The following is an 18,555-nucleotide window of genomic DNA, read 5'->3' as shown; positions in this document are numbered from 1 at the left end:
ATTCGAACCCACGACCCCTTGGTTCGTAGCCAAGTACTCTATCCAACTGAGCTACGGGCGCACACTTCACAATCAGTCAACCGGAAACCCGGCGAAAGCAATTTGCTTCCCGACTGAACAGAACCGCGATGAAACGATTCTGGTAAAACTGGCGCGCCCGGCAGGATTCGAACCCACGACCCCTTGGTTCGTAGCCAAGTACTCTATCCAACTGAGCTACGGGCGCGCTGCGAAAGACCGGCATTATACATAGCTTCGGAGAAAATGGAAGCCTTTCGTTGCAGTTTGATGTCTTTCTCTTCAGCGCCCCGAAATTGGCCCTTTGGCGCCCTTCTTGCGTACCTCTCTGCAGCCGGGCTTTTGAGCGATAAAACGGAAGGTTTGCGACACGACGTCCCGTTTTTGCGCCGGCCCTTGTCGATGATCCCACGCCCCAAGGAGCGCAAGATGTTCGTCCCCGTCTGCAAGCAGAGCTATCTCTACGAAGGTGAAATGGTGCCCTGCATGGCCGGCACCAAGGAAATCCTGATCGTCTGGGCCGACGGCGGCCAGCCGCGCGCCTTCGACGGCATCTGCCCGCACGGCACCTTTCCGCTGTCGAAGGGCATGTTCAATGGCCGTACGCTGGTCTGCCCGTCCCACAACTGGGTCTTCGACGCCCGCAACGGGCGGGGTCTGTCGCCCACCGGCTGCCAGATCCCGGAATACGCGATGAAAGTCGAGGACGGCATGGTGTGGGTGGACACCGATGCCAGCGCCGTCAGCGCCCCGTGTGGGACTGGCGGTAGCGGGACGGACTGAGCCCTGTGCGGCGTTTGACGAAGCGACAGAAATAGGCCGGATCGTCGAAGCCCAGGCTGGCCGCGATGCCGGTGACCGGTTCGGTTGTATATAGCAGCAGCCGGCAGGCCTCGCGGGTCAGGCGTTCGTGGATCACATCCAGCGCGCTGCCGCCGCACTCGGCGCGGGTCAGGCGGTTGAGCCGCGGCGTGCTCACCCCCAGCTGGCTGGCGTAGCGGGCCACCGGCCAGTGCTCCAGGTAATGGGCTTCGACCTGCAGCACGAAACGGGTGAACAGCGCCTGATGCACCGCCACCGGGCTCCCCTTCCCCAGTGCTTGCAAGCGGACGCCGGCCTGGGCCAGGTGCCAGACGATGGTCTGGGACAGCCAGCGCAAGGGGGGCGAGCCGGCCATGCCGGGGCTCATGAACTCGGCGCTGAGCTCCCGCAGCAGCGCATCCAGCCGCCCGGCCGTCGGATCTTCCGCATCGAAGCGCAGCACCCGCGGCCCAGCGAACAGCTCGCGCAGGGCTTTCCCGACCGTTTCCAGTTCGCCCTCGACGAGGAAGTGGCCGCCCAGCGTGAGCACCCGGCCCTGGGTCTCAGGCGCGAAGCGGAAGCCATGCACCGTGCCCGGCGGAATGATCACCGCTGCCGGTCCCGTCACCTCCTGGCGGCCGGCATCCAGCGCGACGCTCGCCGTCCCCTCGGTGATCCACACCACCTGATACAGACCGTGGTGCAGGTGAGGCTGAATCTCCCAATCGTGGATGCGGCTGCGGGACTGGATTTCTTCAATGTGCAAGAGTTCGCGCACCGGCTCGGCCGCTTCACCATATAAGGTGAAGCTCGGGATCAGCGGCTTGGGTGCAACGAAGCGGGGCTTCACGCGCATGTCCATGCGTGACGCGCCTCAGGAAAGGACAGGCACCGGCATCCGGCCGGCCTCGCCATACAGGGCGAAGCCCGAATGCCACGCGGGGAAATGCGGGAAGAGATGCATCACGGGACTCCGGAAGCGGCACGACGCCAGCACTGCCGTCGATTATGACGCCACCTCCATCCCGCAGACAGTGTGCGGGCCCACTAGCAGCTAGACAATTCCGCTATGGTCCGCGTGTCACCTATCAGCGTCGATCAGCCCTGCCAGCCCTCGAACGGCAGGCCGACGTAGTTCTCCGCCAGCGACGCCGCCGCGGCGCGGGAACTGACCGTGTATTCCAGCTGCGACTGGCGGAAGCGCCGGGTGATGGTGTCCTCGCCGTCGAAGTCGTGCAGCATGTTGGTCATCCACCAGCTGAAGTGCTCGCCGCGCCACACCCGCTTGACGGCGCGCGCGCTGTAGCTATCGAGGCCGGCACGGTCGTCGCGGCGGTAGAAATCGACGATCGCCTTGCTGAGCAGGACCACGTCCCCCGCCGCCAGGTTGAGGCCCTTGGCCCCGGTCGGCGGCACGATGTGGGCGGAGTCGCCAGCCAGGAACAGGCGGCCATGCTGCATCGTCTCGCAGACAAAGCTGCGCATCGCGATGATGCCCTTCTGGAAGATCCGCCCTTCCTTCAACTGCCAGCCATCGTCGTTGGCCAGGCGGGCGCGGAATTCGGCCCAGATGCGGTCGTCGGACCAGTTGTCCACGCTGTCGTTGGGATCGCACTGGAAATACATGCGCTGCACGTCCGGCGTGCGCGTGCTGATCAGCACGAAACCGCGGTCGCTCTGGGCGTAGATCAGTTCGTCGCTGGACGGAGGCGCTTCGCACAGGATGCCGAACCACCCCGCCGGATAGACCTTCAGATGTTCCTGGCGGATGGATGCCGGGATCGCCTGGCGGGACGGGCCGTGGAAGCCGTCGCAGCCGCCGATGAAGTCGCACTGGATCTCCTGCGCCGCACCGTCCTTGCTGTAACGGATGGACGGCTGCGTGCCGTCGATGCCATGCAGACTCACGTCCGATACGCCAAATTCGATGGTCGTGCCGTTGGCGAGCACCGCCGCCACCAGATCCTTGATCACCTCGTGCTGCGGATAGACGGTGATCGACTTGCCGCCGGTCAGCTCGGGCAGGTCGATGCGATGGCGCTTGCCTCCGAAGGACAGTTCGATGCCGTTGTGTACATAGCCTTCGCGCACCATGCGCTCGCCGACGCCCAGCTCCTTGAGCAGTTCGACGGTGGGATGTTCCAGCACGCCGGCCTTGATGGTCGCCTCGATATCCTCCCGCGAGCGCTGCTCGACGATCACCGATTCGATGCCCTGCAGATGCAGCATGTGGGAAAGCAGCAGCCCCGCCGGGCCCGCGCCGATGATGCCAACCTGGGTCTTCGTCATGTCCTTGTCTCCTGTCAGAGTTGTTGTGTTCGACAGGACGCAGGTTACGGACAGACATAGACCGCTTGAATGGACGAATCAGCGGGGCGAATTGCACTTTTGGAACGACTGCTGAAATGAACTACACCCCCATGCCCACTGGCTCCTGTGTGGGCTGGCTCTGTAGGGGCGAATTCATTCGCCCTCTGCCGGTTGATCGAAGTCCGCGGGCGAATGAATTCGCCCCACGGGCTCTTGCTCAAACCGGCCCTGCTTCGCACATCAGGTCGGCGACCAGACCACGCAGCCAGCGGTTGGCCGGGTCGTTGTGGAAGCGCTCGTGCCAATGCTGGCGCACGGAGTATTCCGGCAAGGGATACGGGACCGGGAAGCAGCGAAAGCGCCCACGTCCGGCCAGCACCTCGCCGAGGCGCTTGGGAATGGTCAGCAGCAGGTCCGTCTGCTCGATGAAGAAGGCCACGCCGACGAAATTGGGAATCCGCAGGGCCACCCGCCGGCGGATGCCCTGACGGGCCAGTTCCTGGTCCACGATCAGGTGCCCGGTGCCCTGGGTACTGACCAGCGCATGCTCTTCCGCCTCGAACTGCTCGCGGGTCAGGCCATCGCGGATGCGCGGATGGTCAGCACTCACCATGCACACATAGTGCTGGCGGAACAGCGCCTGCTGGTAGAAGCCCGCTTCCAGCTGCGGGATGAAGCCGATGGCCAGATCGGCCCGCCCGCTCTCGAGCAGTTCCGACGTATCCGGCGACAGCGGCAGCACCTCGATCTGGATCCGCGGCGCCACCTCGCGCAGGCGCCGCCACAGGCCCGGCATGATCACCAGCTGGCTGATGTCAGTCATGCAGATCCGGAAGCAACGGCTCGACTCAGAAGGATCGAACTCAGTGCGCTGTCCCAGTACCCGGTCCAACGCCTGCAACGCCTCGCGCACCGACTCGATCAGCGACTCGGCCAGCGGCGTCGGCTCCATGCCGCCGGCAGTACGCACGAACAGCGGATCGCCGAACTGCTCCCGCAGCTTGCCCAGCGCAATGCTCACCGCTGGCTGCCCCATGTTCAACGTCTCCGCCGTGCGGCTCACGCTGCGAGACTTGAAGACTTCGTTAAAGACGCTGAGCAGGCGGGCGTCGAGGGGGTTCATGGAGTGTGCGACGCGTCTCGGCTGGGGCAGTCATATTACTGCAGGGCCATCGTGTCCCGCCAACACGTGGCACATCAAGGGGTTCGCACAAATACAAATGTCATGTTGACACAAAAATGACATTAAACTAAAAAGGCAGCTTTCCGGCACCGATGGCAAAGCGCGTCCATGTCTTCCTCCCTCGCCTCCGCCCTGTCCAGCCTCCTCAACGCCCTCAGCCAGGCAAACAGCATCCTGCGCATGCGGTTTCCAGAGGACGCTGCGGCCACAGTCAGGCGTCTGGTGCCCTACCAGGCAGCGGGTACAGAGGCCATCTGCGACAGCATCCGCTACCGTGTTCAATGCCTGGCCGATGACAACCGGATCGATCTGGCCGACCTGCTGGGCCAGCCTGTCGCTCTCAGCATCGGCGACGACCGGGGCGGACGCAGGCTGATAAGCGGCATCGTCACCTCCGCCGAACAACGCCTGTCCGATGGCTCTGCAACCGCCATCGAACTTGTCTTCGAAGACGCCCTCTCGATTCTTCGCCAGCACAGCACCTGGCGGGTGTTCTGCGAAACCTCGGTGGTCGAGATCACCGAGCAGATCCTCGCCGAACACATCCGCGGCAACACGGCCCTCGCCCAGACCTTCAAGTTCGTCATCAACGGCCTGCAGAAAAGTTATCCGAAACGTGCTTTCACACTGCAGGCCGGCGAAAGCGACCATGCCTTCCTCACCCGCCTGTGGCGCCAGGAAGGCATCGCCTGGAGCTTCCAGTTCTCGCTCGACAAAGATCTTCCCCAGCACACCCTGCGCCTCACCGACCACCCGAGCGCCTTTCCCGACAATTCCGCCGGCACCGTGCGCTTCCACCGCGCCGATGCCACCGAGGACCGGGATACCGTTGTCGCCTGGCGAGCCTGGCAGACCCAGGCGCCCTCCGTAATCACCCGCGCCAGCTTCGACTACAAGACTGTCCGGGCCATGGAGAACGCTCAGCCCACTTTACTCAGGCAGGGTAAGGCTGGGGATGCGCTAGCCAGTACCCTCACCGACTACCACTACGACGCACCACAACTGGCCGCCGACGGAGGGCACTATGACGAAATGGGCCGCGCCCGAATCCTCGCCCATGAATTCGCCGCCGCCGGCTGGCGAGGTGAGTCCGTCGTCCGGCAATTTGCCCACGCCACCATTTTCAGCCTCGCCGAACACCCGGAAATCGATGCCTGGCCCCGCGACAAACGGAAATTCACGCTCACCCGGGTCCAGCTCTACGCCCGCAACAACATTCCCCTCGATCCGCTGCTGGAGCGTCGCCTCACCGAAGGCTGGGACATTCCCAGTAAGGACGGCAATACGGAAGAACGCGCCGACGCTCCGATCTACTACAACCGCTTCGAATGTGTGCAGCAAGACACCCCGGTCGTTCCCATTTTCTCGGCCGCCGATGCGCCGCGCATAGGCATCCTCAGCGCCATTGTGGTCGGCGCGGAAGGCAACGAAATCGATGTGGACGAGCATGGGCGGGTCGCCGTGCGCTTCCCCTTCGCGCGGCCGGAAGACCATCCCAACGGCTACGGCACCTCCAGCACACCGCGGGACTCGGCGCGGATCCGCGTAATGCAGCCCTGGGCCGACAATGCCTACGGTGCCGCGTTCTGGCCCCGGGTTGGTTCCGAAGTGCTGGTCGGCTTCATGCAAGGCGATCCGTCCAAACCCATTGTCCTCGGCGCAGCCTACAACGGCACCCATGAGCCACCGCGCTTCTCGGGGTATGGCAGCCTACCCGCCAACAGCGCGCTGTACGGGCTGCGCAGCAAGGAGATCAAGGGCAGCGGCTACAACCAGCTGCGCTTCGACGACACCTCGGCGCAGATCAGCGCCCAACTGTCGTCTGATTACACCGCCAGCCAGCTCAACCTCGGCTGGCTCGGTAAGCCGCGCCAGGACGGCCAGTCCGAAGCCCGCGGCGAAGGCTTCGAACTGGCCTCCGACTCCGCCGGCGCGCTTCGCGCCGCCAAGGGCCTGCTACTGTCCGCCTGGTCCCGCTTCAAGGCCTCCGGCGCCCAGTTGGACCGACAGGAACTGCTGGGCCTGATGGAGGAACAGCTGGATTTCTTCAAGCAGATCGGCGACTACGCCGCCCAGTACGGCGGCAAATCCAACGACAACGCCCCCCAAAGCCAGCTCCACGACGACCTGAAGAACTGGGACAGCGGTTCCAACACCGCCAAAGGCGGCAGTGGCGGTGGCAAACCCCTGGTCGCCGTCAGTGCCCCGGCCGGCGTTTACCTCAACAGCCCTGAGGCCGTGGTGACCCATGCCGGGAAAAACGTGGACATCGTCGCCGGCCAGCATCTGCAGTCGGCCTGCGCCGGCCGCCATACCCTCAACACCGGCCAGGGCATCGCGCTGTTCGCCCAGTCGGAAGGCATCAAGATCCTCGCCCACGACGGCAAGCTGGAACTCCAGTCCCAGCACGGCGACACCCAGGTCAATGCCAGCCAGAACCTCAAGCTCTCCGCCAGCGAGGGCAAGGTGCAGGTCATGGCCACCGAGGAGATCCTCCTCGCCGAATCCGGCGGCGCCTACATCAAGCTGACTGGCGGCCGCATCGAACTGGGCTGCCCCGGCGACTTCACCGTCAAGGCCGCCAGCCACCAATGGTCCAGCAGCGCCTCAAGCCCAACCGACCTGCCCAAGTTCTCCTCCGGCGACCTCGGCCGCACACCCGTGCTGGTGCGCGCCACCGACGGCCAGCCCATCAGCGGCATTCCCTATTCGATCACCCGTCCCGACGGCAGCACCCTGTCCGGTCACACCGACGCCGACGGCAAGACCACCGCCTTGGAAAGCAGCACCTTCGAAAAGATCAACGTGCAGTTCTTCGCCCCCGACCAATAACCGACCCTGTCCTTCGCCATGACCGCTTCTGGCCCCATTTCACCCCAGCCCCTGGCCGCCGGCCAGGTCCTCACCAGCCCCGACCACAGTAAGAAGAAGATCCCCAATCCTCTCCCACTACCCGGCGTGGTGATCTTCGTGCATGGCGTGAATTCGGACGGCGAATGGTTCGACGCCAGCGAAGAAGGCTTGTGCAAGGGGCTTAACAAAAGACTGGCCCGGCAATCGGAGCAGTTGGCGTGTAACGGGCCGGAGGCTGGGCAGTTGAGGGAAGTCCGTTATAGCCAAGAACTGACATCTGAAGGGTTCATCAACCCGATGCGCAGTTCCGACACCTTCATCGACGACAGTCAAGCACACTGGTCACCCGTCATCCGCTTCCGCTGGGGCTATAAAGCCAGCAAGGAAGACCTCAAGACCTTCGGCTCCAACATCTGGCTCAACGAGCAGGACTACTGGGGCGGCGGCCCCTTCGCCAACGGCTGCACCAGCCTGCCCGACCTTTGGAGCGAGGGTACGAACGACCGCCTGTTCCTTTGGCTCACCGCCCAGCACGTGAACCCCGTTCCGGGCCGTGACGTCTTCGCCTGCCCACCGCGCAGCTACTACGTTTTCGCCGCGCTCAGACTCGCCAAGCTGGTCGAATCGATCCGCGCCAAACAGGCGGACTGCCCGATCACCATCGTCTGCCACAGCCAAGGCAACATGGTTGGCATCGCCGCAGCATTTCTCGGCGAACGCCTGGGCGACGCCGTTGCCGACAACTACATCCTGTGCAATCCGCCACTGAGCCTGCGGCCCGATAACCTCGCCGAGCAGTGGACCCAGCGCTACACCATCAGCACCGCCAACCAGACGAGCGGACGCCAGACCTCGGCAGCCCGGAACGCAACGCTGGCCCACTACTTCGAAATCCTGCGTGCACGCGCCAGCAAGGAGCAGGATCCAGCCAGCATCGACAGGGCCATGGCCAACGAGAACTGCCCGGTCGGGACCCCATACAAGGCGGAAACGGACCGAAAAACTCATGGCTTCAAGGAGCGAACCTACGGCCGCGTCACGCTGTATTGCTGCCCCCACGACCAGGTCATCTCGGCAACACCGGTGCAGGGCATCGGCTGGCTCGGCATGCACGCAAAAGAAATCGAGGCATGCAGCGGCGGGGACGTGTTCAGCCAACGAGTCTTTGCCCAAGGTTATCGGGTCGGCGCCTCACCGGGCGAGTCTTCCACTTACCACTACTTGGACAACCGCTGGAACAAAGACCTGAAAGACGGCAAGGATGGTTTCTGGCATCCCCCCTCACCCACCGCCCGCTTCTCCCTGCGCCACGGCCTGGATGCCAACACCAGCCTGCTCGGCAAGACGATGACCGTCGCGACCTGCTGGCTCCTCAGCGCCGTCGATCTCTTCAAGCTCCCAGTCAATGCCAACCCTGAGGAGAACTGGGTCATTCCGATCAATGCGCCCCCACTGCCCGAGGCCTTCACCCCCAAGGCCCGCCGCTTCGGCCAGGTCAGCGACCAGTTCGACGAGGGCTACGACCCGGGTGGCAATTCACGAAATGCGCAGAAGCCCCAAGCGGAGAAGGCCGCTGAAGACCCCTACGACTCCCACACCACGTTGAAGACGAAGGATGGCTCGATGGAGGACCGTCCGATGGGCGATGCCAATTCCGAAGCCCAGATGCGCTACGAAGACCGGGCCCGCCTGCGCATGAGGGCCCGGCGTGAAGGGTTGGCTGACAAAAACAACCGGGTCGTTGGCGAAGACGACCCCACGCAGGCCAGCGAAGCCCACAAGCAATGGCGCAACGCGAAGATCAAGACGTTTCTGTCCGAGTCGGTTGATCAGAATGCAACGGACCATTCAACGATTGTCACCAACCCCATGCATGCAGAGAAGGCGATGGCTTTTGATATTGCCATCGGGATCTGCCGATTAAACTCAAAACAATTACAGGAAATACGTATAGAGGCCGATTGGAGATATGTCTCTTCACTCAAAGCCAGAAAGCACCTTCACTCCTATTTTGAGGAGTATTTCAACACTGGAAAAATGAAACAACAAGACATCCATATATGGGCACAGACAGATAGCGATGCTCGAATGCCTTCGTCAATCGCTGATGAACGGACCGTTCGCCCCCACAGATTTCAGGAGAAATCATGAAAGCAATGATCACAACCTGGCCCAGACGAATCGCATTTTCAACTGTCGTTTTTACGCTCTCGACGACTTGCGCAGTACTCCTTGCTTGGCAGCGAGATACCACAGCCAGTCCCCCTGCATGGCATATCGAGGATATTTTCTTCCGCTTATTCGCCGTTCCGCTCCTTCTCACGGTAAGCGCTATTACGTGGACTCATGCAGCACAACCGCAATCCGATGAAATCGCAAACGCATCTACTAGCAAAAAATCGTTGCCATTTCATGCCCAAGTCTTTGGAGTTCAGTGGATAAACCCCCTTGTACGCCGAGACTACCCAACAGAATGGCAACTTCTCTGGACGATGGGAATAAGCCCCCCAAACCGCAACGATGATATGCTAAAAGCACATCCAAATTTATTTGACTCGCCTCAACCAATATCGCCGATAGTTTCCAACCGCGAGGGCGACGTCACATTTATATCCTTTTTTGGCGCTTACTTTGAACAAGTTATACGCCCTTTCGGAAGTCGGTATGCAATGAATCCCGACTATTTTTATACCGTGCAACCTCGATCCCCTAATCACTGGAGGGAATTGGCCGGCATTCACATTGAGCTTTCGCTGCCGAGCACTCCTCAGCTACCACCGGGAGGGGCAGCTGAAATCGTCCGCCAAGCAATGAACCGCGAATTCGAGTTCTATAACCCAAAATTATCGACTCGAAATATCCCGGCCGACGTGCACATTTCTGCGGGGGACGCCAGCGTAGGCTTCACATCACTCACCGCAGCCCTCGACTACCTACAGGCGCACCCAAAAGAAAGCGTCTGGGCCATGGCCTGGGACGCCCCCGATCATCCCCGCTACAAGCAGATGACCGAGAACTGCGTCCTCCTCGTCCTCGCCGGCCCCGACTTCGACACCAAGCGCGAACCGCTCGCCTGGATCGGCTACCCAGCCGTTCGCAAGAGCGAAGACTTCGAAACCCAGCCCGATGCGTCCCGCCAACTCCAGGCCTGGCAAGCCGCCATCCGCGACGCGGCCACCCAGGCCGACACGACCGTCCCCACCCTCGGCCACGTCATCCACGACGCCGGTTTCGGCTCCGATGCCGCCGGACGCCGGCTGGCGCAAGTCGGCCATGCCCTCGGCACGCTCAACCCTGAATTCGATTTCGCCACTCAGACCTTCAACACCCCCAAGTTGCTCGGCGACATGCGCGCCGGCACGGCGCTCACCAACGTCGCGCTGGCCATCGCCTGGACGCACCAGAAAGGCAAGCCGGTGCTGGTGCTCGGCACCACCGAAACCGACCGCCTCAGCGCCGTCGTCGTGACCCCGCCGGCTCGCCCGCGTCTCTTCGATCCCAACCGCGACTGGTTTCGCGCCCGCGGCGAGGGCAATGCCTACCTGCCCTGGTGGGGGCTGCGCAAGGACGCGGACTGGGCCACTTATCCGCAGGGGTTTTCCGATTGAAAGCCGTTCTTGCCGGCCTGATCGGGCTTCTTGCCGGGTGCGCCTCGATCAACGAGTCCACACGGACGCAGCAGCTGGATCGCCCAGCGGGCCCCTTTCGGGCGCAAGTCGTTGGCGTCCAGTGGATGAATCCACTCGTGCGGCGGGACTATCCGACCGAGTGGCAATTACTGTGGACACAGGGGTTGGCAAGGCCCAATAAGAACGATGACATGGTCCGCACGGACCCTGCTTCATTTAGCACCATTCAACCCATCGCAGCCATTGTCTGGAATATAAGCGGCAGGGTCACTTTTCCACGCTTCTTTGGCGGCTACGTAGACGAAATTCTGCGTCCATTCGGCAATCGCTATGTGATGAACGCCGACTATTTCTATACCACCCAGCCACGCTCCTCAAAAGACTGGCGCGAACTCGCAGGTATTCATATTGAGTTCGCACTTCCCGACACTCATCTCCTACCTCCGGACGAAGCTATCAAGATAGTCCAGGCGGAGATGAAGTCTGAATTCCAGTTTCACAACCCAAGGCTCTCCACCCGCAACGTCCCAGCCGACGTGCATGTCTCAGTCGGCGGCGCCAGCGTCGGTTTCACCTCCCTCACGGCCGCCCTCGATTACCTGAAGACCCACCCCAAGGAATCCGTCTGGGTGATGACCTGGGATTCCCCTGACCATCCGAAGGACGAGCAGATGACCGAGAACTGCGTCCTCCTCGTCCTCGCCGGCCCCAACTTCGACACCAAGCGCGAACCCCTCGCCTGGATCGGCTATCCGTCCGTTCGCAAGAGCGAAGACTTCGAAACCCAACCCGACGCATCCCGCCAGTTGCAGGCCTGGCAAGCCGCCATCCGCGATGCGGCAACGCAGGTCGACACCACCGTCCCCACCCTCGGCCACGTCATCCACGACGCTGGCTTCGGTTCGGATGCGGCCGGACGCCGGCTAGCGCAAGTCGGCCATGCCCTCGGCACGCTCAACCCCGAATTCGATTTCGCCACCCAGACCTTCAACACGCCCAAGCTGGTCGGCGACATGCGCGCCGGCACAGCATTGACCAACGTCGCGCTGGCCATTGCCTGGACACACCAGAAAGGCAAGCCGGTGCTGGTGCTCGGCACCACCGAAACCGACCGCCTCAGCGCCGTCGTCGTGACCCCGCCGGCTCGCCCGCGTCTCTTCGATCCCAACCGCGACTGGTTTCGCGCCCGCGGCGAGGGCAATGCCTACCTGCCCTGGTGGGGGCTGCGCAAGGACGCGGACTGGGCCACTTATCCGCAGGGGTTTTCCGATTGAAAGCCGTTCTTGCCGGCCTGATCGGGCTTCTTGCCGGGTGCGCCTCGATCAACGAGTCCACACGGACGCAGCAGCTGGATCGCCCGACGGGCCCCTTTCGGGCGCAGGTCGTTGGTGTGCAGTGGATGAATCCACTCGTACGACGAGACTACCCGACCGAGTGGCAATTGCTATGGACACTCGTATTAGCAAAGCCAAACAAGAACGACGATATGGTCAGAACAGACCCCACGTCCTTTTCTACTGTTCAACCCGTCGCTGCCATTGTATGGAATATGGGCAACAAGGTTACCTTTTCAAGTTTTTTTGGCGGTTATGTGCGTCGGATTCTCCCTCCTTTCGGTCGCCCATACGTCATGAATCCAGACTACTTTTATAGTGTTCAGCCTCGCTCCCCAAAAGACTGGCGCGAACTTGCTGGCATCCATATCGAATTTGCGCTTCCAGACACGCCCCTCCTACCTCCCAATGAAGCGGCCAAGATCGCGCAAGAAGCAATCACTTCAGAATTCGAATTCTTCAACCCCAACCTCTCGACCCGCAACGTCCCAGCCGACGTACACGTCTCCGTCGGTGGCGCCAACGTCGGTTTCACCTCCCTCACCGCCGCCCTCGACTACCTGAAGACCCACCCCAAGGAATCCGTTTGGGCGATGACCTGGGATTCCCCGGACCATCCGAAGGACGAGCAGATGACCGAGAACTGCGTCCTCCTCATCCTCGCCGGCCCCGATTTCGACACGAAACGCGACCCCCTCGCCTGGATCGGTTATCCGGCCGTCCGCAAGAGCGATGATTTCGAAACCCAGCCCGACGCATCCCGCCAGTTGCAAGCCTGGCAAGCCGCCATCCGCGACGCGGCGACCCAGGCCGACACGACGGTCCCCGCCATTGGCCACGTCATCCACGACGCCGGCTTCGGCTCCGATGCGGCCGGACGCCGGCTCGCGCAAATCGGCCATGCCCTCGGCACGCTCACCCCCGAATTCGATTTTGCCACCCAGACCTTTAACACGCCCAAGTTGCTCGGCGACATGCGCGCCGGCACCGCACTGACCAACGTCGCGCTGGCCATTGCCTGGACGCACCAGAAAGGCAAGCCGGTGCTGGTGCTCGGCACCACAGAAGCCGACCGCCTCAGCGCCGTCGTCGTCACCCCACCGACCCGGCCGCGTATCTTCGATCCCAACCGCGACTGGTTCCGCGCCCGCGGCGAGGGCAATGCCTACCTGCCCTGGTGGGGGCTGCGCAAGGACGCGGACTGGGCGACCTATCCGCAGGGGTTTTCAGATTGAACATCAGCCATTTCTGGAGGCAGCAATGAAAGGCGTCATCCGACTCGGCGATCCCACCAGCCATGGCGGCAGCGTGGTGCAGGCCAGTTCATCCCACCGCGTGATGGAGCGAGGCGTCGCCCGCATGGGCGACCGCTGCATCTGCCCGATGCGCGGCCACGAGAGCTGCGTGATCGCGGAAGGCGATCCGCAGGTCTTGAGCGACGGCATTCCGGTGGCCTTCGATGGTCACAAGACCAGTTGCGGGGCGACGCTGATCTCCACGCTCGGCCGCAGCGGACGCGCCTGAGTGCGCCAGCATCCGTAAAATGCCGGCTCCACGTCACTCTCGAGTACGGCCACCATGTCCGGCATCACCGACTACCCCGCTTTCGTCCTCGCCGTCATCCTCTTCTTGCTGATTCCAGGCCCCGGCAATCTGGCTCTGATGACCTCCACCGGCAAGGGCGGCATCCGCGGTGGTCTGGCCGCGACCTGCGGCGTGATACTCGGCGACCAGGTCTTGATGTGGCTGGCAGTAGGTGGCGTGGCGGCACTGCTTGCGATGAACCCCCTCGCGTTCCAGGCCGTGCAGTGGCTGGGCTCAGCCTACCTGGCCTGGCTTGGAATACGGATGCTGTTGGCCAAGCCCGGACAGGCGCCTGTGCTCAACATCCGTCCGCGGCATTATCTGCGCCAGGCGCTGCTGATCACCCTGCTCAATCCGAAGGCCATCGTTTTCTATATGGCCTTCTTTCCGCTCTTCATCGATCCGGCCCGCAATCCGGGCCTGGCCACCTACGGCATCATGGCCTTGAGCATCGCCACGCTGACCTTCCTGTACGGCCTCATCGCGGTTCTGCTGACCCATGTCCTTGCCGAACGGCTGCGGAGCAACCCTTTTATTTCCCGTGTGCTCGAGAAAATGGCCGGCAGCGTGTTGATCGCCTTCGGCATCAAACTGGCCGTAACACGCTGAATCGATGTCGATTTTTCTTACACAACAGACACCGCCGGCTTTTCTTAAGCGCCAAGCCATTGAATTAAATGAGCTTAATTTCAAGGCACGCATGATGCATGGTGTGATCAACCGCACATGATTCACCAATCGCCGGTCCGGTCTCACGGAGACATCCATGCACTACTCCGGCCTCCCAACCTGCCTTGCACTCGCACTGTTGTGCATCGCGCCGCAAGCCTCCGCCGCGGATTACACCTTTTCCGGGCGCCTCGACGATGCGGGCAATACAGCCCTGGCCGGTAGCGACCTGGGGTCACCGCAATTCGCCACAAACGGGGCCATTGCCAATAACGTCGCCCTGTACACCTTCAATGTGGCAGCTAGCGGCGCCGTCAGTTTCACCAGCCTCGGCTTTGCAGGCGGTGGCGTCGATCCCTACTTCAGCCTGTTCAGCGGCAGCGGCAACGCCGCCGGTTTCCTGGGCTCAAACTCCATCCAGGCCTTCTCCACGGGAGGCGACTTCGCCTTCAGCTTCGCGCTCTCCCCTGGCGATTACACGATCGCGCTGAGCAGTTTCGCCAATATGTCCATCGCCGAGAGTGCCGGCAACGGCAGCCTCGGCGATGGCTTCAGCGGACTCGGCCAGGCCGGCGCCCTTGGTTCGAGCTATTACAGGCTGGATGTCGCCGTGCCCGATCAATCGAATGGCGCCCCAGAGCCGGGCACCCTCTTGCTGTTGGGACTCGCCGGCATCGTGCTGGGCGTGATTCGCTACTTCCGGTCCCGCCGCTAGCCGCGCTCTCCGAGCAAAGCGGCCAAACCGCCCCACTCCTGCTTGAAAATCTCCGCATCCATCAGCGTCAGGTCACGGATGATAGGCCGGAAGCGCATGTGCGCCAGAACGTCCCGCTCCAGGTCGACGCCCGGCGCGATCTCGGTCAGCTCCACGCCCTCCTCCGTCAGCCGGAACACCGCCCTCTCGGTCACGTACAGCACCGGCTGGCGGATGCCCTGGGCGTAGCGACCGCTGAAGGTGATCTGTTCCACCTGGTCCAGAAACTTGCTGTGCCCGCCTTCCTGCACCACCGTCACGCGGCCGTCGGCAATCTCCACCTCCAGGTCGCCCGCCGTGAAGGTGCCGCAGAACACCACCTTGCGGGCATTCTGGGTGATGTTTATGAAGCCGCCGCAGCCCACCGGCCGGCCGTTGAACTTGCTGACATTTACATTGCCCGCCGCATCGGTCTGTGCCAGCCCAAGGAAAGCCACGTCGATGCCGCCGCCGTCGTAGAAGTCGAACTGGGCCGGTTGCTCGATGACGGCCTCCGCGTTGAGCGCGTGGCCGAAGTCGAAGCCGCCCGCCGGCACACCGCCAATCGGGCCGGTCTCCAGAGTCAGCGACATCAGCTGATCCACGTGCTCCTCGGCGGCCACCGCGGCGACGCCTTCCGGCATGCCGATGCCCAGGTTCACCACCGCACCGGCCTTCAGCTCCATCGCTGCCCTCCGGGCGATGATCTTGCGCGGGTCCAGCGGCAGCGGCGGCGTGGAGCCGCGCAGTACCTTGATGTCGCCCGCGTAGGCCGGGTTGAAGTAGGTCGCCATGGTCTGCAGGTGGTTCTCGGCCTTGCCGACCACCACATAGTCCACCACCAGGCCGGGGATCTTCACCTGCTTGGGGTGCAGCGAACCGGCGCGCACCACGTGCTCCACCTGGGCGATCACGATGCCGCCGCTGGCCCGCGCCGCCTGGGCCACTGACAGACTCTCCAGCAGCACGCCCTCCCGGTCCATCGTGATGTTGCCCTTCTCGTCGGCAACCGAACCACGAATCAGCGCCACATCCACTTTAGGCGCCTTGAACTGCAGCCACTCCTCGCCATCCATCTCGATGACCTTCACCAAGTCTTCCTCGGTCCGGCGATTGACCTTGCCGCCTTCGATGCGCGGATCGACGAAAGTGCCCAAACCGACCTTGGTGATGAAACCCGGCCGGCGTCCTGCCACCTGGCGTGGCAGCAGGGCCAGCACGCCCTGCGGCAGGTTATAGGCCTCGATGCGCTCCTCCATGATCAGCTTCATGAGGTTCGGGCCGCCGACGCCGAAGTGCCCGCCGACCAGCCGCTTGATCAACCCTTCGTGGGCGAAATGGTGCATGCCCCGATCCTTGCCGTTGCCGACGCCGGTGGAGTGATACAGGGTCAGGTCACGCGGATGGCCGGTGGCGAGGAAGGCCGCCTCGATGGCCTTGGCCACTTCCTCCGGGAAACCGGCCAGGCCCATGCCGGTGCAGAACACGGTGGCACCGTTGGGAATCAGGCGAGCGACGTCGCCCGCCTCGATGAAACGGGTGGTCATGGTTTTGTTCTCCTGTGGGGGCGACTTCATTCGCCCTTCTTGCGTTGAATGACGTCTGCGGGCGAATGAATTCGCCCCTACGAATCAGAAGCGTGTGCTCAGAAGGCGGCTTCGCTGAAGGCGGACAGCGCGGGGCCGGCGGTCTGCACGGTCTGCGCGCGGGCAGCCGCTTCGGGCAGCACGGTGGCGAAATAGAAGTGAGCCAGCTCCACCAGGCTGCGCAGATACGTCGCGTCGCCCTCACCCGCAGCCAGCTGAAGCCGGGCGGCCTGGGCCATGCGTCCCATCTGCCACGCGCCGACCACACTGCCGAGCAGGTGCAGGAAGGGCACCGCGCCGGCCAGCACGTCGGCCAGGCGGGTCTTGCCGTTGGCGAGGATCCAGTCCGTCGTGCCCTCCAGCGCGGCAACCCCGACGTCCAGCCCGTCGGCCAGTAAGGTGAAATCATTGCCTCGCAGCAAGGCCAAGCCTTCGCGGAGTTCGGCGATCAGCTCGCGCAGGGTCTCGCCGTTCTCGCGCAGGATCTTGCGGCCGATCAGGTCGTTGGCCTGGATGCCGGTGGTGCCTTCGTAAATGGTGATGATGCGGGCGTCACGGAAGAACTGGGCGATGCCGGTCTCCTCGACGAAGCCCATGCCGCCGAAGACCTGGATCGCCTCGTCGCAAACATCGTTGCCGACCTCGGTGCACCAGCCCTTGGCCACCGGCATCAGCAGATCCACATAGCGCCGGGCCTTGCCGGCCGCCGCTGCGTCCGGGCTGTGGTGGGCGATGTCGAACCAGCCGGCGGCGGTGTACAGCAGGCCGCGCATCGCCATCACGCGGGCGCGCATGCCAAGCAGCATGCGCTTCACGTCCGGGTGATGGATGATCGGCCGCCCTGCTTCGCCGCTCACCGCGTCGCGCCCCTGCACGCGCTCGCGGGCGTAGGCCAGCGCGTACTGGTAGGCCCGCTCGCCAAGGCCGAGGCCCTGCACGCCAACGCCGAAGCGGGCTTCGTTCATCATGATGAACATGGTTTCCAGGCCCCTATTCGGCTGGCCCACCAGCCAGCCGACCGCCCCACCGGCATCGCCGTAGCTAAGCGTGCAAGTCGGGCTGCCGTGGATGCCCATCTTGTGTTCGATGGAGATACAGCGCACGTCGTTCTTCACGCCCGGCTGGCCGTCCGCATCGAGCAGATACTTGGGCACGATGAACAGGGACAGGCCCTTCACGCCGGCCGGAGCGTCCGGCAAGCGGGCCAGCACCAGGTGCACGATATTGGGCGTCAGCTCATGCTCGCCGTAGGAGATGAAGATCTTCTGTCCGAACAGCCGGTAACTGCCGTCTTCGCGCGGTTCGGCACGGCAGCGCGTAGCGGCCAGGTCGGAGCCCGCCTGAGGCTCGGTAAGGTTCATCGTCGCCGCCCATTCGCCGCTCACCACCTTGCCGAGCCACAAGGCCTTCTGCTCGTCCGACGCGGCGATCTGCAGCGCCTCGGCCTGCCCCACGTTGAGCTGCGGCAGCATCGTGAAAGCCATGTTGGTGGAGAACCACATCTCCCACACCGCCGTGGACAGCAGCTTGGGCAGGCCTTGGCCGCCGTGCTCGACGGGCAGTGACAGGCCGATCCAGCCGGCCTCGGCGAACTGCTTGTAGGCTTCGGCCCAGCCATCCGGGGTGATGACCCGGCCGTCTTCGGTGAGCCGGCAGCCCTGCAGATCGCCCTGGCGGTTGATCGGCGCCAGCACGCCGGCGGCAAACTTGCCGGCCTCTTCCAGCACGGCGTTGACCAGATCTTCGCTGGCCTCCTCGCAACCCGGCAGGCGGGCGATGTCATCGAGGCCGGCCAGCGTCTTCATCAGGAATTGCATGTCCCGCAGGGGCGCTTGATAGTCGGTCATGGTGGCGT

Annotated in this window: 14 protein-coding genes and 1 tRNA gene; 9 read left to right on the top strand and 6 right to left on the bottom strand. The window is 63.3% G+C overall.

Annotated elements, in window-relative coordinates; all coding sequences use genetic code 11:
* Nucleotides 1-149: 149 nt before the first annotated feature.
* Nucleotides 150-226, bottom strand: a tRNA-Arg gene (locus ACE3RX_RS20465).
* A gap of 221 nt (nt 227-447) precedes the next feature.
* Here ACE3RX_RS20465 and ACE3RX_RS20460 point away from each other — a divergent pair.
* Nucleotides 448-801 (top strand): Rieske 2Fe-2S domain-containing protein, encoded by a 354-nt coding sequence (locus tag ACE3RX_RS20460; RefSeq protein WP_374486818.1) that lies wholly within the window; start codon nt 448-450, stop codon nt 799-801.
* On the opposite strand, the gene ACE3RX_RS20455 is transcribed toward ACE3RX_RS20460, so the two are convergent.
* The 3 genes from ACE3RX_RS20455 to ACE3RX_RS20445 all read right to left on the bottom strand — a co-directional run bounded on the left by ACE3RX_RS20455 (nt 761) and on the right by ACE3RX_RS20445 (nt 4,252).
* Nucleotides 761-1,681 (bottom strand): helix-turn-helix domain-containing protein, encoded by a 921-nt coding sequence (locus ACE3RX_RS20455; protein WP_374486817.1) that lies wholly within the window; start codon nt 1,679-1,681, stop codon nt 761-763. The two genes, ACE3RX_RS20460 and ACE3RX_RS20455, sit on opposite strands and share 41 nt — an antisense overlap.
* A 236-nt stretch (nt 1,682-1,917) precedes the next feature.
* Nucleotides 1,918-3,108: a 4-hydroxybenzoate 3-monooxygenase gene (locus tag ACE3RX_RS20450; RefSeq protein WP_374486816.1), complete on the bottom strand. Its 1,191-nt coding sequence runs from the start codon at nt 3,106-3,108 to the stop codon at nt 1,918-1,920.
* 238 nt (nt 3,109-3,346) lie between these two features.
* On the bottom strand, nt 3,347-4,252 hold the full coding sequence (locus ACE3RX_RS20445) for a LysR family transcriptional regulator (RefSeq protein WP_374486815.1): 906 nt from the start codon (nt 4,250-4,252) through the stop codon (nt 3,347-3,349).
* Between the two features lie 168 nt (nt 4,253-4,420).
* Here ACE3RX_RS20445 and ACE3RX_RS20440 point away from each other — a divergent pair, with 168 nt between their 5' ends.
* From ACE3RX_RS20440 to ACE3RX_RS20405, 8 genes are all read left to right on the top strand, one after another.
* Nucleotides 4,421-7,144, top strand: a complete 2,724-nt coding sequence (locus ACE3RX_RS20440; RefSeq protein WP_374486814.1) for a type VI secretion system Vgr family protein — start codon at nt 4,421-4,423, stop codon at nt 7,142-7,144.
* Nucleotides 7,145-7,162: 18 nt separating this feature from the next.
* A complete protein-coding gene (locus tag ACE3RX_RS20435) occupies nt 7,163-9,316 on the top strand; it encodes a hypothetical protein (RefSeq protein ID WP_374486813.1) in 2,154 nt (717 codons plus the stop codon).
* Nucleotides 9,317-10,131: 815 nt separating this feature from the next.
* A complete protein-coding gene (locus ACE3RX_RS20430; protein ID WP_374486812.1) occupies nt 10,132-10,773 on the top strand; it encodes a hypothetical protein in 642 nt (213 codons plus the stop codon).
* Between the two features lie 497 nt (nt 10,774-11,270).
* Nucleotides 11,271-12,068 (top strand): hypothetical protein, encoded by a 798-nt coding sequence (locus ACE3RX_RS20425; RefSeq protein ID WP_374486811.1) that lies wholly within the window; start codon nt 11,271-11,273, stop codon nt 12,066-12,068.
* Nucleotides 12,065-13,363 (top strand): hypothetical protein, encoded by a 1,299-nt coding sequence (locus ACE3RX_RS20420; RefSeq protein WP_374486810.1) that lies wholly within the window; start codon nt 12,065-12,067, stop codon nt 13,361-13,363. Before ACE3RX_RS20425 ends, ACE3RX_RS20420 begins: the two co-directional genes overlap by 4 nt.
* Before the next feature lie 25 nt (nt 13,364-13,388).
* Nucleotides 13,389-13,652, top strand: coding sequence for a PAAR domain-containing protein (locus ACE3RX_RS20415; protein WP_374486809.1), 264 nt, complete (start codon nt 13,389-13,391; stop codon nt 13,650-13,652).
* Nucleotides 13,653-13,706: 54 nt separating this feature from the next.
* Nucleotides 13,707-14,321, top strand: coding sequence for a LysE family transporter (locus ACE3RX_RS20410; protein WP_374486808.1), 615 nt, complete (start codon nt 13,707-13,709; stop codon nt 14,319-14,321).
* 157 nt (nt 14,322-14,478) lie between these two features.
* Nucleotides 14,479-15,096, top strand: a complete 618-nt coding sequence (locus tag ACE3RX_RS20405; RefSeq protein ID WP_374486807.1) for a DVUA0089 family protein — start codon at nt 14,479-14,481, stop codon at nt 15,094-15,096.
* On the opposite strand, the gene ACE3RX_RS20400 is transcribed toward ACE3RX_RS20405, so the two are convergent.
* Nucleotides 15,093-16,661, bottom strand: coding sequence for an acyl CoA:acetate/3-ketoacid CoA transferase (locus tag ACE3RX_RS20400; RefSeq protein WP_374486806.1), 1,569 nt, complete (start codon nt 16,659-16,661; stop codon nt 15,093-15,095). The genes ACE3RX_RS20405 and ACE3RX_RS20400 overlap by 4 nt on opposite strands.
* 98 nt (nt 16,662-16,759) lie before the next feature.
* The gene (locus ACE3RX_RS20395) at nt 16,760-18,547 is read right to left on the bottom strand and encodes an acyl-CoA dehydrogenase (RefSeq protein WP_374486805.1); all 1,788 of its coding nucleotides are present in this window, start codon (nt 18,545-18,547) and stop codon (nt 16,760-16,762) included.
* Between the last annotated feature and the right edge of the window lie 8 nt (nt 18,548-18,555).

Source organism: Zoogloea sp. (assembly GCF_041914405.1).
Lineage (GTDB): Bacteria > Pseudomonadota > Gammaproteobacteria > Burkholderiales > Rhodocyclaceae > Zoogloea.
The sequence above is the reverse complement of the archived record's forward strand: the minus strand, read 5'-3'. Positions and strand labels throughout refer to the sequence as shown.

Coding starts and splice junctions, on each gene's coding strand:
- ACE3RX_RS20455 (WP_374486817.1), bottom strand. CDS start 1,681: ATGGACATGCGCGTGAAGCCCCGCTTCGTTGCACCCAAGCCGCTGATC.
- ACE3RX_RS20395 (WP_374486805.1), bottom strand. CDS start 18,547: ATGACCGACTATCAAGCGCCCCTGCGGGACATGCAATTCCTGATGAAG.
- ACE3RX_RS20450 (WP_374486816.1), bottom strand. CDS start 3,108: ATGACGAAGACCCAGGTTGGCATCATCGGCGCGGGCCCGGCGGGGCTG.
- ACE3RX_RS20410 (WP_374486808.1), top strand. CDS start 13,707: ATGTCCGGCATCACCGACTACCCCGCTTTCGTCCTCGCCGTCATCCTC.
- ACE3RX_RS20415 (WP_374486809.1), top strand. CDS start 13,389: ATGAAAGGCGTCATCCGACTCGGCGATCCCACCAGCCATGGCGGCAGC.
- ACE3RX_RS20425 (WP_374486811.1), top strand. CDS start 11,271: ATGAAGTCTGAATTCCAGTTTCACAACCCAAGGCTCTCCACCCGCAAC.
- ACE3RX_RS20430 (WP_374486812.1), top strand. CDS start 10,132: ATGGCCTGGGACGCCCCCGATCATCCCCGCTACAAGCAGATGACCGAG.
- ACE3RX_RS20435 (WP_374486813.1), top strand. CDS start 7,163: ATGACCGCTTCTGGCCCCATTTCACCCCAGCCCCTGGCCGCCGGCCAG.
- ACE3RX_RS20440 (WP_374486814.1), top strand. CDS start 4,421: ATGTCTTCCTCCCTCGCCTCCGCCCTGTCCAGCCTCCTCAACGCCCTC.
- ACE3RX_RS20400 (WP_374486806.1), bottom strand. CDS start 16,661: ATGACCACCCGTTTCATCGAGGCGGGCGACGTCGCTCGCCTGATTCCC.
- ACE3RX_RS20405 (WP_374486807.1), top strand. CDS start 14,479: ATGCACTACTCCGGCCTCCCAACCTGCCTTGCACTCGCACTGTTGTGC.
- ACE3RX_RS20460 (WP_374486818.1), top strand. CDS start 448: ATGTTCGTCCCCGTCTGCAAGCAGAGCTATCTCTACGAAGGTGAAATG.
- ACE3RX_RS20445 (WP_374486815.1), bottom strand. CDS start 4,252: ATGAACCCCCTCGACGCCCGCCTGCTCAGCGTCTTTAACGAAGTCTTC.